This is a genomic window from Novosphingobium sp. (assembly GCF_036820275.1).
GTDB lineage: Bacteria > Pseudomonadota > Alphaproteobacteria > Sphingomonadales > Sphingomonadaceae > Novosphingobium.
Map to the genome: position 1 here is coordinate 141,566 of NZ_DAISLT010000006.1, position 13,160 is coordinate 154,725.

Below are 13,160 nucleotides of genomic sequence, written 5' to 3' on the forward strand. Positions count from 1 at the left end.
CGGTCTGTTCGGCAAAATGGATGCTGAAACAAGTTCAGCATGACGTGGAAACAGGCCGCTTACCCGGATGACACCGCCGGGAGCCATTGCGAATTGAATCGACAAATGCGCGCGCCGCACCTAGTGGCGCGCGCCATGTCCGAAGCTGCCACTCTCATTCCGCTCGACAATGTCGATCCCGTTCTCGTCGAGGCCCTCCTCGACAGCGCGTTCGAACCCGAGCGACACAAGCGCACCGCCTATAAGGTGCGCGAGGGCGTGGACTGGCTGCCCGGCCTCAGCTTCGCCGCGCTGGACACCGAAGAAATGCTGGTCGGCACGATCCAGTGCTGGCCGGTGGCGCTCAACGATCCCGAAGGCCGCGCCCATCCGATGATCATGGTCGGCCCGGTCGCGGTCATGCCCGGCCATCAGGGCCAGGGCTACGGCCAGGCACTGATGTCGGCGGCGATGTCCGGCATCGACTCGCGCGCACCGCTGCCGCAGGTCATGGTCGGCGATCCCGAGTACTACGGCCGCTTCTGGGGCTACAGTAACGAGTGGACGCAAGGCTGGAGCCTCCCCGGCCCGTTCGAGCGTCACCGCCTGCTCGTCCGCTGCGAGAACCCCGCCGTGCTCCCGCGCGAGGGCATGCTCGGTCCCTGGTTGCGCTGATCCGACACAGCTTCCGGGGCACTGGACCTTGGCGCGCGGCGCCCGATCTGGCATCGGAAAGCCATGCCGTATGAACCGCCGCCCGAACTGAACGCCCTTTCGCTCGCCCAGGTCGCCGAACTGGTCGCGGCGCGCAAGCTGCCGCCGGTGGCGCAGTGGTCGCCGCAGCACCTCGGCGACAGCGAGATGACGATCCGCGCCGACGGTCGCTGGTTCCATCAGGGCGGCGAGATACGCCGTCCCGCCATGGTCCGCGCCTTCGCCTCGCTGCTGCTCCGGGACGACGAGGGGCAGCATTGGCTGGTCACGCCGGTCGAGAAGCTGTCGATCGAGGTCGAGGACGTGCCCTTCATCGCCATCGATGTCCGGCAGGAAGGCAATGCGCTGATATTCCGGCTCAACACCGACGATCTCGTCATCGCCGGACCGGACCATCCGATCCGCAGCGAAGGCGATCCCGAGACTCCCGCGATCTATCTCGGCGTCCGTAACGGCACCGAGGCACGGCTTAACCGCAGCACTTACGCGCAGCTCGTGGAGATCGCCCTTGAGCGCGGCGAGGATCTCACGGTTTCCAGCCAGGGCACGACCTTCGGGCTCATCCCCGCATGAGCACCCTGTTCGACGACGTCTCCCGCCGTTTCGCCATCGGTCAGGAGGCTGCTCCCAGCGAGCTCTGGATAGATCCGCGCATCCACGCGATCGAGACCTTCAAGCCCGCCGCCGTGCTCATCACCCTGACCGAGCGCCCGCGTCCGGGCATGCTGCTGCTGCACCGCCCCTCGACGATGCGCGCCCATCCCGGCCAGATCGCCTTTCCCGGCGGCCGCCTCGACCCCGGCGAAACCGCTGTGGAGGGCGCTCTGCGGGAAGCGCACGAGGAGCTGGGAATACACCCGAAAGACGTGCAGGTGATCGGCACCAGCGACCTCTACCGCACCGGCAGCGGCTATGAGATCACCCCGGTGATCGGAGTGATCCCGCCCGACCTGCCGATCGTCCCGAACCCCGCCGAAGTGGCGCAATGGTTCGAAGCCCCGGCCGAATTCGTCCTCGACCCGGCCAACCAGAAGACGAAATGGATCGAGGCCGAAGGCGCCCGCCATGCCTTCGTCGAGATCACCTGGTACGATCACCGCATCTGGGGCGTCACCGGCGCCATCCTTCACAATCTTGCCCGCAGGCTGAACTGGAATGACTGAGAAACTCACCGCCGACTGGATGGCCCGCGACGACCTTGCCGCGCTCGTGGCCGCGCTGGGCCGAGCCAATGCCCGCTACGTCGGCGGCGCGGTGCGCGATACCCTGCTGGGCCAGCCGGTCAAGGATATCGACATGGCGACCTCGCTGCTGCCCGAACAGGTCATGCAGCGGCTCTGGGAGGCGAAGATCCGCCACGTTCCCACCGGGATCGAGCACGGCACCGTCACCGCCGTGCTGCCCGGCGGTCCGGTCGAGATCACCACCCTGCGCCACGACGTCTCCACCGACGGCCGCCGCGCCACCGTGGCCTTCGCCACCGACTGGCGCGAGGATGCCGCGAGGCGCGACTTCACGATCAATGCCCTCTACGCCGATCCGGTCACGGGCGAGATCTTCGACTGGTTCGGCGGTCTTGAAGACCTTTCCGCGCGGCATGTGCGTTTCATCGGCGACGCGCACCAGCGCATCCGCGAGGATCACTTGCGTATCCTGCGCTACTTCCGCTTCCAGGCCCGCTTTGGCACCCTGCCCGCCGACGCGGAGGCCGAAGCGGCCTGTTCCGAACTCGCACCGACGCTCAAGGGCCTGTCGCGCGAGCGGGTTGGCATGGAGATGATGAACCTGCTGGGCCTGCCCGACCCGGCGCCGACCGTGACCCGCATGGCCGAACTGGGTGTGTTGGCGGTGATCCTGCCGGAAGCCCGTCCCGAGGCCCTTGCCGCCCTCACTGCCGTAGAGCGGGCCCAGGGCGCGCGCCCCGAGGCAATCCGCCGCCTCGCCGCGCTGCTGCCCGCGCAAGTATCGCTGGCCGAACAGGTCGCCTCCCGCTTCCGCCTTTCCGGCGCCCAGAAGAAGCGCCTCGCCGCGGCCGCCGCCCGCACCGACGAAGCCGCAGAGCCTCGTGCCCTTGCCTATCGCCTCGGCATCGAGGGTGCGCTCGACCGCGTACTGATCGCCGGAGCCGATGCCTCGCCCCTCTCCGGCTGGGAGGTTCCGTCCTTCCCGCTCAAGGGCGGGCAGATCGTGGCGCGCGGCGTCGGTGCCGGGCCGGAAGTCGCCCGCCTGCTGCGCCGGGTCGAGGACCGCTGGATCGCCGAAGGATTCCCGGACGAGGCCCGCGTCTCCGCGCTCCTCGACGCCGAACTGGCAGGCCAGAACTCATGAACCTCGGCGAACTGGGCAGCCTTCTCTATGAAAAGCCGCTGCTCGCGCTGACCATCCTGGCCATTCTCGTCGCGGTGGCGGCTGGCATGCTGGCCCAGCGCCGCCCGCGCCTCGGCCAGACCCTGCGGAACCTGTCGAACCTCGGCCTCGTCGCCGCGCTGCTCCTGACGGTGACGCAGATCGCGCTCCACAACACCCGCTCGGAAGCCGCGCTCTGGCTGGACGAAACACGCCCCCCTTCGGTCGAAGGCGGTGAGACAGTGATCCCCCTGCGCGCGGACGGACACTACTGGGTGCAGGCCAGGCTCAACGGCGAGTCGGTGGACTTTCTCGTCGACACCGGCGCGACCTACACGGGCGTTTCGAAATCCGTCGCCGCCCGCGCCGGTCTCCAGCCCGATCCCGACGATCAGGGCGTCATGCTCGACACCGCAAACGGCACGATCGTCGCCCGCATGAGCACGGCGAGCACGCTCGAGTTCGGCTCGATCCAGGCCCACGGCCTGCCGATGGCGATCGGTCCCGACGGCGAGGTGGAAACCAACGTCATCGGCATGAACCTGCTTTCCCAGCTCGCAAGCTGGCGCGTCGAGAACAACCGCCTGATCCTCGTTCCGCGCGCCGCGCCGAAGCCGTGATCCTGTCAGCCTTCAGACAGGATGTTCCTGTTATGGGCTGCTGATGGATTTTCCCGAACTCCTGTCCTTCCTCGCAAGCCAGCCGCTGCTGGCGCTTGCACTCGCGGCGATCTTCATCACCGTGCTGGGCGGCCTGCTGCGCGGCCCCTTGCCGCTGTTCGGCGGCTTCATTCGCGGAATCGGCAATCTCGGCCTCCTCGCCGCGCTGCTGCTGACGGTAGCGCAGGCCACCCGTCTCACCAGCGGCATGGACTTCGCCCTGCCCGGCCTCGAACTTCCGGAACTGGGCCTCTCGCGCCAGAGCGTGAGCGGCGGCGAAACCCGCGTGCCGATGAAGCCGGACGGCCACTTCTGGGTCCACGCCACGATCAACGGCGTGGAGGGCGACTTCCTCGTCGACACCGGCGCGACGCTGACCGCGATCTCGCCCCGGCTTGCCAATGAGGCAGAAGTCCGCGCGCAGCCGCTGCGCCAGAACATCGCCATGCGCACGGCCAACGGCACGGTCGCGGCGCAGCTTGGCACGGTGGACGAACTGCGCTTCGGCAGCGTCGTCGCGCGTCAGCTCGATGTGGTCGTGGCACCGGGGCTGGAGGACCAGAACGTCATCGGCATGAACCTCCTCTCGCGGCTGGCGAGCTGGCGGGTGGAGGGCCGCACGCTGATCCTCGTGCCGCATCACCCGCAACCGGCGACGTAATCCTGACGATTACGTCGTCCCGGACTTGCCTGCCCTCGCAAAGGCTGGGGCAGGAACTGATACTCTAGCCGCGCCGAAATCTCGGCAGACGGCTGATTTACAAGCTCGCGCCTAAAGAGTTGCCAGCGGTCCCGGATCAAGTCCGGGACTGCGGGTAACTCTTCGAGTTACCCTTGAAACTTGTTGTCCCGCGGGAATCCGACCGGCGGCAGGCGACCCGCCGCGCCGCGCGCGACCTTCCACATGACCATGTCCTTCTCGGTCCGCGTGCGGCCGGTATCGCCGCCCATCGTCCACGAGAGGCCATCCTCCAGCTTGAGCGTGATGATATCCGACAGCCCGCCGTCACGATAGCGCTGGAGCGTGACGCCCTGGCCCTTGGCCATGACCGGTAGTTCCTCCAGGCTGAAGATCACCAGCTTGCGATTGTCGCCGACCACAGCGACGTGATCGTGCTCCGCCGGAATCTCGCGAACGAAGGACAGCTGCACGCCCTGCTTGGTGGACATGACCGCACGGCCCTTGCGGGTTTCGGCCAGAAGCTCGTCCGCCTCGGCCGCAAAGCCGCGACCGATGTTCGAGGCGAGCAGCAGCTGCGCCTTGGCCTTGTAGGGCAGCGCCGCAACGATGTGGGCATCGGCGTCGATATCGATCATGGTGCGGATCGGCTCGCCGAAACCGCGCGCACCCGGCAGCTTGTCGGCGCCGAGAGTGTAGAACCGCCCGTTGTCCACCGCGATCAGGATCTTGTCGGTGGTCTGCGCATGGAACGCGAAGGCCGGGCCGTCGCCTTCCTTGTACTTGAAGTCGCCATCCAACCCGACGTGGCCCTTCGCCGCACGAATCCAGCCGCGCTGCGAGAGGATCACCGTCACCGGCTCCTTCTCGATCATCGCGTCCATCGAGAATTCGACCGTCGGCGTCGCCTGCGCAATCGTGGTGCGGCGGCGGCCGATTTCGGTATCTTCGGCATAGTCCTTGCGCAGATTGGTAAGATCGCGCTTGAGGCGGGTACGCTGGCGCGCCGGGCTTTCGAGCAGCTTGTTCAGCTCGTCCTGCTCCTTGAGCAGTTCCTCGTGCTCCTTGCGAAGCTCCATCTCTTCCAGCTTGCGCAAGGAACGCAGGCGCATGTTGAGAATGGCCTCGGCCTGACGATCGGTCAGTCCGAACTCCGCCATCATCACCGGCTTGGGCTCGTCCTCGGTGCGGATGATCTCGATGATCCGGTCGAGGTTGAGATAGGCGATGATGTAGCCGGCGACGAGTTCCAGCCGCGAGGCAATCTTGTCGAGCCGGTGCCGGGTGCGGCGCAGCAGGATGTCGATCTGGCTGTAGACCCATTCGGACAGCAGCAGCTTGAGCCCCAGGACCCCCGGCGTGCGGTGCGAATCCAGCACGTTGAGGTTGAGCGAGAAGCGGCTTTCCAGATCCGTCAGCTTGTAGAGGCTCTCCTTGAGCATCTCGGGATCGACATTGCGGCTCTTGGGCACGAAGACGATGCGGATCTGCTCGTCACTCTCGTCGCGGATGTCTTCGAGGATCGGCAGCTTGCGGTCGGCGATAAGCGCGGCGACCTGCTCGATCAGCTTGCCCTTGGGCAGCATGTAGGGAATTTCGGAAATGACGAGCTGCCACTGGCCGCTGCCCAGCTTCTCGACGCCGGTCTCTTCCCAGTTGCCGGCCTTGTCTTTCCCGGTCGAAAACCGCCCGCGTACCCGGAAGGCGCCCTTGCCGGTGGCATAGGCATGGCTGATCGCTTCGGGACTGTCGACCACCAGGCCGCCGGTCGCGAAGTCCGGGCCGTGGAAGACCTGCATGAGCTGGTCGTGCTCGGCATGGGGATTGTCGATCAGCATCAAGGTCGCGTCGATGATCTCGGCGACGTTGTGGCTGGGGATCGAGGTCGCCATGCCCACGGCGATGCCGGTGGAGCCGTTCGCCAGCAGGTTCGGGAAGATGCCGGGGAAGATTTCCGGCTCGCTCTCTTCACCATTATAGGTAGGCACGAAATCGACGGTGCCTTCGTCCAGCCCCGCCATGAGGTGGATCGCCGTGCGCGTCAGGCGCGCTTCGGTGTAGCGATAGGCCGCCGCATTATCGCCGTCGATATTGCCGAAGTTGCCCTGCCCCTGCACCAGCGGATAGCGCAGCGAGAAGTCCTGCGCGAGGCGCACCATCGCATCGTAGACCGAGGCGTCGCCATGCGGGTGGTACTTACCGATGACGTCGCCGACGACGCGGGCCGACTTCTTGTAGGCGCTGGCGGGATCGAGCTTCAGCTGCCGCATCGCCCAGAGCAGGCGGCGGTGCACCGGCTTCATCCCGTCGCGCAAGTCCGGCAGCGAGCGGGCCGTGATCGTCGACAGGGCGTAGACGAGATAACGCTCGGACAGCGCGGCATCGAAAGGCGCGTCGACGATGGCGTCGAACGGATCTGAATCTTCGTCTGTCGTGGTCACCATGCGGGCGACCCTAGCAGCGCGCATCCTTGTGCCAAAGCCGCTTTTCAGCGTTTTCCATAGCTTGCCGCTCGGATAGCGTCCGCTTTCGAATCAGTGTGCCATCCAAGGGGGAAACGATGCGCAAATCACTCATCGCAATCGCATTGCTGGCGCTTGCCGGTTGTGGGAGCGAGTCTCCTCGTGGGCTTCAAAAAGTCACGACAACCGATGCCAAGGAAGAAGTCGCAGCCGGGAATAGCGATCCTATCGCCGTGAGCGCACCGAATGCGCCGAAGATCGCCTATGTCTACGAGTACGGCTATCGGCTGGCCGCTGCCGCGATCCCGCAGGTTCAGCGCAAACAGGCCGATCTCTGCGAGAAGCAAGGCCCGCAAGTCTGCCAGATCCTCGACATGAAGCAGAGCGGCGCCGAGGGCGACTACGCCTCGGGCAGCCTCTCGCTGGCGGTCGCAGCACCTCGCGCCCGCGCATTCGGAACCGAACTCGGAAAAATCGCCGGCGCTGCGGAAGGCGAAGAGGTTTCGAGCGGGATTTCGGGTGAAGACCTCTCGAAACAGATCGTGGACACCGAAGCCCGTTTGCGCGCGCGCAGCGTGCTGCGTGACCGGCTGATGGAAGTGCTGGCCAGCCGCAAGGGCACCGTCGCCGAACTGGTCGAAGCCGAACGCGGCGTCGCCAAGGTCAATGAAGAGATCGACGAAGCGAAAAGCTGGCTCGCGGAAATGCAGGGCCGCGTCGATTACAGTCGGATAAACATATCCTACGAAGCCGGGACGCCGTCGAGCGGTGGCTTCATGGGACCGATCCGGGGTGCTCTCGGGAATGTGGGCACCATACTGGGTGTGGTCATCGGCCTCCTCATCCAGGCCGCAGCCATCATCGTGCCGCTGGGGCTGGTCGGACTGGGCATTCACCAGGCGATGAAACTCTATCGCCGCCGCAAGAAACCGGGCGAGGAAGTCTGAACAGGCCGAAGTTCGTCATCCCGGGCTAGTCCGGGGTGACGCTCAGCCGATCTGCATATCCCGCGAAACGCCGGGTATCCGCACTTCCAGCCCGTCCAGTGCTTCCGTCAGCTCGATCTGGCACGACAGGCGGCTGGTCCGCGCCACTCCGGCGGCGAGGTCGAGCATGTCTTCCTCGTCCATCGAGGCGGGTTCCAGACGGTCGAACCAGTCGGGCGAGACGATCACATGGCAGGTCGAGCAGGCCATCTGGCCTTCGCACGTCCCTTCCAGCGGCATGCCGGCGCCTTGCGCCACGCGCAGAAGCACGTCTCCCGTCTCGGCCTCGGCCAGGACGAGTTTTCCTTCCGCGGTCAAAAACCTCACGTTCAGCAACTCAGACTCCCTGCGCCGCCGCTGCGGCTTCTATACGTTCGCAGGCATCCTTCAGCTCCCCAAGGTCACTATATCGCCCGAATCCCAGACGGATAGAGGCTTTGGCATCGGAATCGGAAAGTCCGATCGCCTTGAGGACGTGGCTGGGGCGTCCCGACCCGCTGGCGCAGGCGGAACCGGCGGAAAAGGCCAGATTCCTGAGGTCCGACATGAGTCGCGCCACGTCGAGACCGGGGAGGCGCACGTTGAGATTTCCGCGCCAGCGATGCTCCGGAGAGCCGTTCAGCGTCCAACGCGAGAACCCTTCGCGCGCCGCATGCCACAGCGTTTCGACGTGGGCAGCATCCTCATTCATCCGCGAGGCTGCCAGTTTCGCCGCTGCGCCGAACCCGGCACATAGCGCAGGACTGAGCGTGCCGGACCGCAGCCCCTTCTCCTGCCCGCCACCATGAATCATCGGCGCGAGGTCCAGCCCGTCACGTATCCAGAGCGCGCCGATACCCTTGGGTCCGTAGAGCTTGTGCGCGGAAACCGCGATCAAGTCTGCCCCGGCGGGCGCCGCCAGCTTTCCCGCCCCCTGAACAGCATCGCAGAGGAACAGCGCTCCCGCCGCATGGGCACGTTCGGCCAGCGCCGCGACCGGCTGGACGGTGCCGATCTCGTTGTTGACCTGCATCACCGCAACAAGCCCCGTCCCCGCCGGGATCGGCACTGCGGGATCGACGAGGCCGGTCCCGTCCACCGGCAGAATGACGGTCGCCGGCTCGATCGCCCGCGCCGTATCCAGCACCGCAGCGTGTTCGATGGCGGAAACGGCAAGCCCCTTCGCCCCACTCCCCACCAGCGCAAGATTGATCGCCTCGGTCGCACCCGAGGTGAAGATCACCCGCCCGCCGGGAGGCAGCAACGCGGCGACCTGCTCGCGCGCGACTTCGACGATGGCGGCGGCGGCCCGGCCCGGCCTATGCGGGCTGTGCGGATTGGCGAAACCCATGGCTTCCGGGCCGCCCAGCCACGGCAGCATCGCCTCGCGCGCTTCCGGGGCGAGCGGTGTCGTGGCCTGATAGTCGAGATAGATCACGCGTTCACTTTCGCCCAGGCCTCGGCAAAGGCATCGAGATGCTCCGGCGTGGTATTCCAGCCCACGCTGACGCGCACGGTCCGGCGAGCAAGGTCCTCGTCGATCCCGAAGCCCTTGAGCACCCTGCTCTGTTTGAGCGTACCGGACGAACAGGCGCTCCCCGCCGAGATCGCGAACCCCATGGCATCCATGCGGATCAGCATCGCCGTGGCGGCCAGTCGCGGCGCGGCGACGGCGAAGATATGCGAGCATTGCACGCCGGGCTGGAGCACTTCGCCATGCCGCAGCAGCGCGTTCCGGAAGTCGAAGCGCTGCTCCGCCGTCGTCGCCCAGCTTTCCACGCCCCCCGCTTCCAGCGCCGCCGCGAAGCCGAGCGCCCCCGGCAGGTTTTCCGTTCCGGCCCGATAGCCGCGCTCCTGCCCGCCGCTCGGTTCCAGCATGGCGAAGTCCTTGACCAGCAGCGCGCCGATGCCGATCGGACCGCCGAGCTTGTGCGCGGAAAGAACCACCATGTCCGCATCGGGCAGCGGCATCTTGCCAGCGCTTTGCGAGCAGTCCGCCAGCACCAGACCGCCCGCCTCGCGCACCCGGTCGACGAGAGGATTGACCGCATAAGGCAGCAGCACCGTGCCGGTCTCCGAATTGACCGACTGCACCGCCACGACCGCCCTCCCGGGCAATCCCTGCACTTGGGCCAGGGCATCGAGATCCACCTCGCCCTCGCGCATCGGCAGTTCCTGCGCATCGGGCGCGGCGCGGTAGACGGCATCGTGCTCCACCGCCGAGACCAGCCGCCGCTCGGCCTTGGCACGGCCAAGACCTATGGCCAGAGCCTCGCTGGCGCCGGAGGTGAAGAGGACTTCGCCCTGCCAGCCGAGCGCCTTCTTCACCCGCTCGCGCGCATCTTCCAGCGCGGCGCGGGCGGCACGTCCCTGCTTATGCGGGCTGGACGGATTGGCCCAGAGCGCGGCCCCTTCCAGCCACGCCTCGCGCGCCTGAGGCAGGAGCGGCGTGGTCGCCGCGTGGTCGAGATAGATCTGTGAGGCTGACATCGCTTGAAAAGTTGTTTTCGGAGCGAAGGTTTCTATATAGCGATCTTCCCTTTTTCCACTCCCGCGATGGCCGGCGAGCAAATCGCTGCCGTTTTCGCGGGAGTTTCAACAGGTCAGGTTCGCGAAACTTATGCCCGCAGTCATCTTCCCCGGACCCGAAGGTCGCCTCGAAGGCCGCTTCCAGCCCGCGCCGCGCCCGCGCGCGCCCGTGGCGATGATCCTTCACCCGCATCCGCAGGCGGGCGGGACGATGAACGATCGCATCACCCAGCACCTCTACAAGACCTTCGTGGCGCGCGGCTTCGCGACCCTGCGCTTCAACTTCCGCGGCGTCGGCCGCAGCCAGGGCAGCTTCGACAACGGCGTGGGCGAACTGTCCGACGCGGCAGCGGCGCTCGACTGGGTGCAGTCGATCCATCCCGAAGCCTCGACCACCTGGATCGCCGGATACTCGTTCGGCGCGCTGATCGGCATGCAGCTGCTGATGCGCCGCCCCGAGATTCGCGGCTTCATCTCGGTCGCCCCGCCGGCGAACATGTACGACTTCTCGTTCCTCGCCCCCTGCCCCGCTTCGGGCATCCTGATCCAGGGCGCGGGCGACACAGTCGCCACCCCGGTCGCCACGCAGAAGCTGGTCGACAAGCTGCGCACGCAAAAGCACATCACCATCCACCACGACGAAATCCCGCGCGCGAACCATTTCTTCGAGAACGAGATGGACGAACTGATGCGCTCGGTGGACAACTACCTCGACATGCGCCTCGCGCCGGATTGTCCGATCAAGTAATCGAAACGTCCCGTCGAAACGAAAAGGCGCCGGAGCTTACTCCGGCGCCTTTTTCGTATCCGCAGCCTTCACCAGAGACTCGCCCTCCGAATTCGGCAGGGTCCAGATCGCGACATTCGCGATCAGCACGCCCGCCAGCACCAGCATGAGCCCGGCCTGCTTGCGACTGCCGCCCCGCCGAAAGAGCGCAATCGCGCCCAGCACGAGCGCCACGATAGTCAGGGTCATCAGCGAAAGGGCAATATCTATGGCTTATCCCTAGCCCACTCGTTCACACCGCGCGAGCGGGTTTGACACGGGCAGGCGGCCCGGCCAGATTTCGCCGCCATGAAGAACCCTGACATGACGGCCGCCCCTCTCTCGCGGCGCACCACCCTCCAGCTCCTCGCCGCCGGCACCGCCAGCGTCGCGCTTCCGGGCGTGGCCCGCGCCGCCATGGCTTCGAACCAGCAGGACGCCGCCGCCCTGCTCGATTCGATCGCCTGGAACCTGCTGGGCCACAATCCCGAGAACGCCACCGGTCTCGGCGTCGATATCGGCGCCCATGCCGCGCTGCGAGCCAAGGCCGAGGACCGCTCCTTCGCCGGCAAGGCCGCGCTCGCCCGGACCTTGCGCGAGGACCTCGCCCGCGTCGAGGCATTCCCGGCGACCGGCCTCGATCATGCGACGCAGACCAGCCTCGCGGTCGTGCGCAGCGCCTACAAGACCTCGCTCGACGGGTTCGCCCAGCCCTATGGCGACGTTGCCGTGGGCAGCTGGCGCAACACCCCCTATGTCGTCATCCAGAACGTCGGCGCCTATCTCGACACGCCCAAGTTCCTCGACGCCGACCATCCGGTGAAGACCGCCGAGGACGCCGAAGCCTACGTCTCGCGTCTCTCGCAGTTCGACAAGCAGCTCGACGGCGAACTCGAGCGCATTCGCAAGGCCACCGACGAGGGGCTCGTCCCGCCCGACTTCCTGCTCGACCGCGCCATCGCGCAGATGACCAGCACGATCGAGGACGCCCGCAACAACGGCGGCGGCCTCGTCTCCTCGCTGGTCGGCCGCACCAAGACGATCCCCGGCGACTGGGAAAACCGCACCAAGGCCATCGTGTCGGGCGAAGTCGTGCCTGCACTCGAACGCCAGTTGGCCGAACTCAAGCGCCAGCGCGGCCTTGCCAAGAGCGATCCGGGCATGCGCGAGCGTCCGCACGGCGCCGAGTTCTACGCCTGGGCCTTGCGCGCCAGCACCACCACCCCGGTCCCCGCCGAGGAAATCCACAGCCGCGGACTTGAGGAACTGGCCGCGCTCCACGCCCGCATGGCCCCGATCCTCAAGAAGCTCGGCTACACCACCGGCACCGTCGGCGAACGCATGACCGCGCTCGGCACCGACAAGCGCTTCATGTTCCCCGAAGGCGATCCCGGTCGCACCGAGATCATGGCCTTCATCCGCCACCGCATCGACTGGATCCGCGCCCAGATGCCGCGCGCCTTCCGCGATCCGGTGAAGGGCAATGTCGAAGTGCGCCGCCTGCCGCTGGCCGAGGAACCCGGCGCGCCGACCGCCTATGGCGGCGCCGGCTCGATCGACGGCTCGGTTCCGGGCAAGATGTGGATCAACTTGCGCACCACCGACCTGCACCGCAAGTACGACCTGCCCACGCTGGTCCATCACGAGGCGATCCCCGGCCACGTCTGGCAGGGCGAATATGCCAACCGCCTGCCGCTGATCCGCTCGATCCTGGCCTTCAACGCCTATTCGGAAGGCTGGGCGCTCTACGGCGAGCAGCTGGCCGACGAACTCGGCGCCTATGCGGACGATCCGGTCGGACAGCTCGGCTATCTCCAGTCGATCGCCTTCCGCGCCTGCCGCATGGTCGTCGATACCGGCCTGCACTCCAAGGGCTGGAGCCGCGAACAGGCCGTCCGCTTCTTCATGGAGCAGAACGGCAACAAGCGCGAGGAAGTGGTCAACGAAGTGGACCGCTACTGCTCCTGGCCGGGCCAGGCCTGCGGCTACAAGATGGGTCACTCCGAGATCAACCGCCAGCGCAGCCGCGCCCAGGCGGCCCTCGGCGCGCGCTACGACTTG

General features: G+C 66.7%; 14 protein-coding genes. 9 read left to right on the forward strand and 5 right to left on the reverse strand.

Annotated elements, in window-relative coordinates; genetic code table 11:
* Positions 1-135 precede the first annotated feature (135 nt).
* The 6 genes from V7066_RS07195 (at position 136) to V7066_RS07220 (ending at position 4,359) form a co-directional block, all read left to right on the forward strand.
* The gene (locus V7066_RS07195) at positions 136-654 is read left to right on the forward strand and encodes a GNAT family N-acetyltransferase (RefSeq protein WP_334182384.1); all 519 of its coding nucleotides are present in this window, start codon (positions 136-138) and stop codon (positions 652-654) included.
* Positions 655-717: 63 nt separating this feature from the next.
* Positions 718-1,266, forward strand: coding sequence for a DUF1285 domain-containing protein (locus V7066_RS07200; protein WP_334182385.1), 549 nt, complete (start codon positions 718-720; stop codon positions 1,264-1,266).
* Complete coding sequence (locus V7066_RS07205; protein WP_334182386.1) at positions 1,263-1,856, forward strand: CoA pyrophosphatase; 594 nt, start codon at positions 1,263-1,265, stop codon at positions 1,854-1,856. The genes V7066_RS07200 and V7066_RS07205 overlap by 4 nt, the downstream gene beginning before the upstream one ends.
* Positions 1,849-3,021 carry a CCA tRNA nucleotidyltransferase gene (locus V7066_RS07210; protein WP_334182387.1) on the forward strand — a complete coding sequence of 391 codons (1,173 nt, stop codon included), beginning with the start codon at positions 1,849-1,851 and terminating at the stop codon, positions 3,019-3,021. The genes V7066_RS07205 and V7066_RS07210 overlap by 8 nt, the downstream gene beginning before the upstream one ends.
* Positions 3,018-3,659 (forward strand): retropepsin-like aspartic protease family protein, encoded by a 642-nt coding sequence (locus V7066_RS07215; protein WP_334182388.1) that lies wholly within the window; start codon positions 3,018-3,020, stop codon positions 3,657-3,659. The genes V7066_RS07210 and V7066_RS07215 overlap by 4 nt, the downstream gene beginning before the upstream one ends.
* 43 nt (positions 3,660-3,702) lie before the next feature.
* Positions 3,703-4,359: a retropepsin-like aspartic protease family protein gene (locus V7066_RS07220; RefSeq protein ID WP_334182389.1), complete on the forward strand. Its 657-nt coding sequence runs from the start codon at positions 3,703-3,705 to the stop codon at positions 4,357-4,359.
* A 167-nt stretch (positions 4,360-4,526) separates the two neighbouring features.
* Here V7066_RS07220 and parC read toward each other — a convergent pair whose 3' ends face one another.
* Positions 4,527-6,821: a DNA topoisomerase IV subunit A gene (parC, locus tag V7066_RS07225; RefSeq protein ID WP_334182390.1), complete on the reverse strand. Its 2,295-nt coding sequence runs from the start codon at positions 6,819-6,821 to the stop codon at positions 4,527-4,529.
* A gap of 251 nt (positions 6,822-7,072) precedes the next feature.
* Here parC and V7066_RS07230 point away from each other — a divergent pair, with 251 nt between their 5' ends.
* Positions 7,073-7,786, forward strand: coding sequence for a DUF4349 domain-containing protein (locus V7066_RS07230; protein WP_334182391.1), 714 nt, complete (start codon positions 7,073-7,075; stop codon positions 7,784-7,786).
* Between the two features lie 42 nt (positions 7,787-7,828).
* On the opposite strand, the gene V7066_RS07235 is transcribed toward V7066_RS07230, so the two are convergent.
* The 3 genes from V7066_RS07235 to V7066_RS07245 are packed head-to-tail and all read right to left on the reverse strand — an operon-like array spanning position 7,829 to position 10,294.
* Entirely contained in the window at positions 7,829-8,161 is a 333-nt protein-coding gene (locus V7066_RS07235; RefSeq protein ID WP_334182392.1) for a 2Fe-2S iron-sulfur cluster-binding protein, read from the reverse strand.
* A gap of 1 nt (position 8,162) precedes the next feature.
* Complete coding sequence (locus tag V7066_RS07240; protein ID WP_334182393.1) at positions 8,163-9,242, reverse strand: cysteine desulfurase family protein; 1,080 nt, start codon at positions 9,240-9,242, stop codon at positions 8,163-8,165.
* Complete coding sequence (locus V7066_RS07245) at positions 9,239-10,294, reverse strand: cysteine desulfurase family protein (protein ID WP_334182394.1); 1,056 nt, start codon at positions 10,292-10,294, stop codon at positions 9,239-9,241. Before V7066_RS07245 ends, V7066_RS07240 begins: the two co-directional genes overlap by 4 nt.
* 130 nt (positions 10,295-10,424) lie before the next feature.
* Between V7066_RS07245 and V7066_RS07250 the strand changes: the two genes are divergently transcribed.
* Positions 10,425-11,081: an alpha/beta hydrolase gene (locus tag V7066_RS07250; RefSeq protein ID WP_334182395.1), complete on the forward strand. Its 657-nt coding sequence runs from the start codon at positions 10,425-10,427 to the stop codon at positions 11,079-11,081.
* A gap of 36 nt (positions 11,082-11,117) precedes the next feature.
* On the opposite strand, the gene V7066_RS07255 is transcribed toward V7066_RS07250, so the two are convergent.
* Positions 11,118-11,309, reverse strand: a complete 192-nt coding sequence (locus tag V7066_RS07255; protein WP_442947310.1) for a hypothetical protein — start codon at positions 11,307-11,309, stop codon at positions 11,118-11,120.
* A 114-nt stretch (positions 11,310-11,423) separates the two neighbouring features.
* Here V7066_RS07255 and V7066_RS07260 point away from each other — a divergent pair.
* The coding region (locus tag V7066_RS07260; RefSeq protein WP_334182396.1) for a DUF885 domain-containing protein at positions 11,424-13,160 on the forward strand (1,737 nt) is incomplete at its 3' end.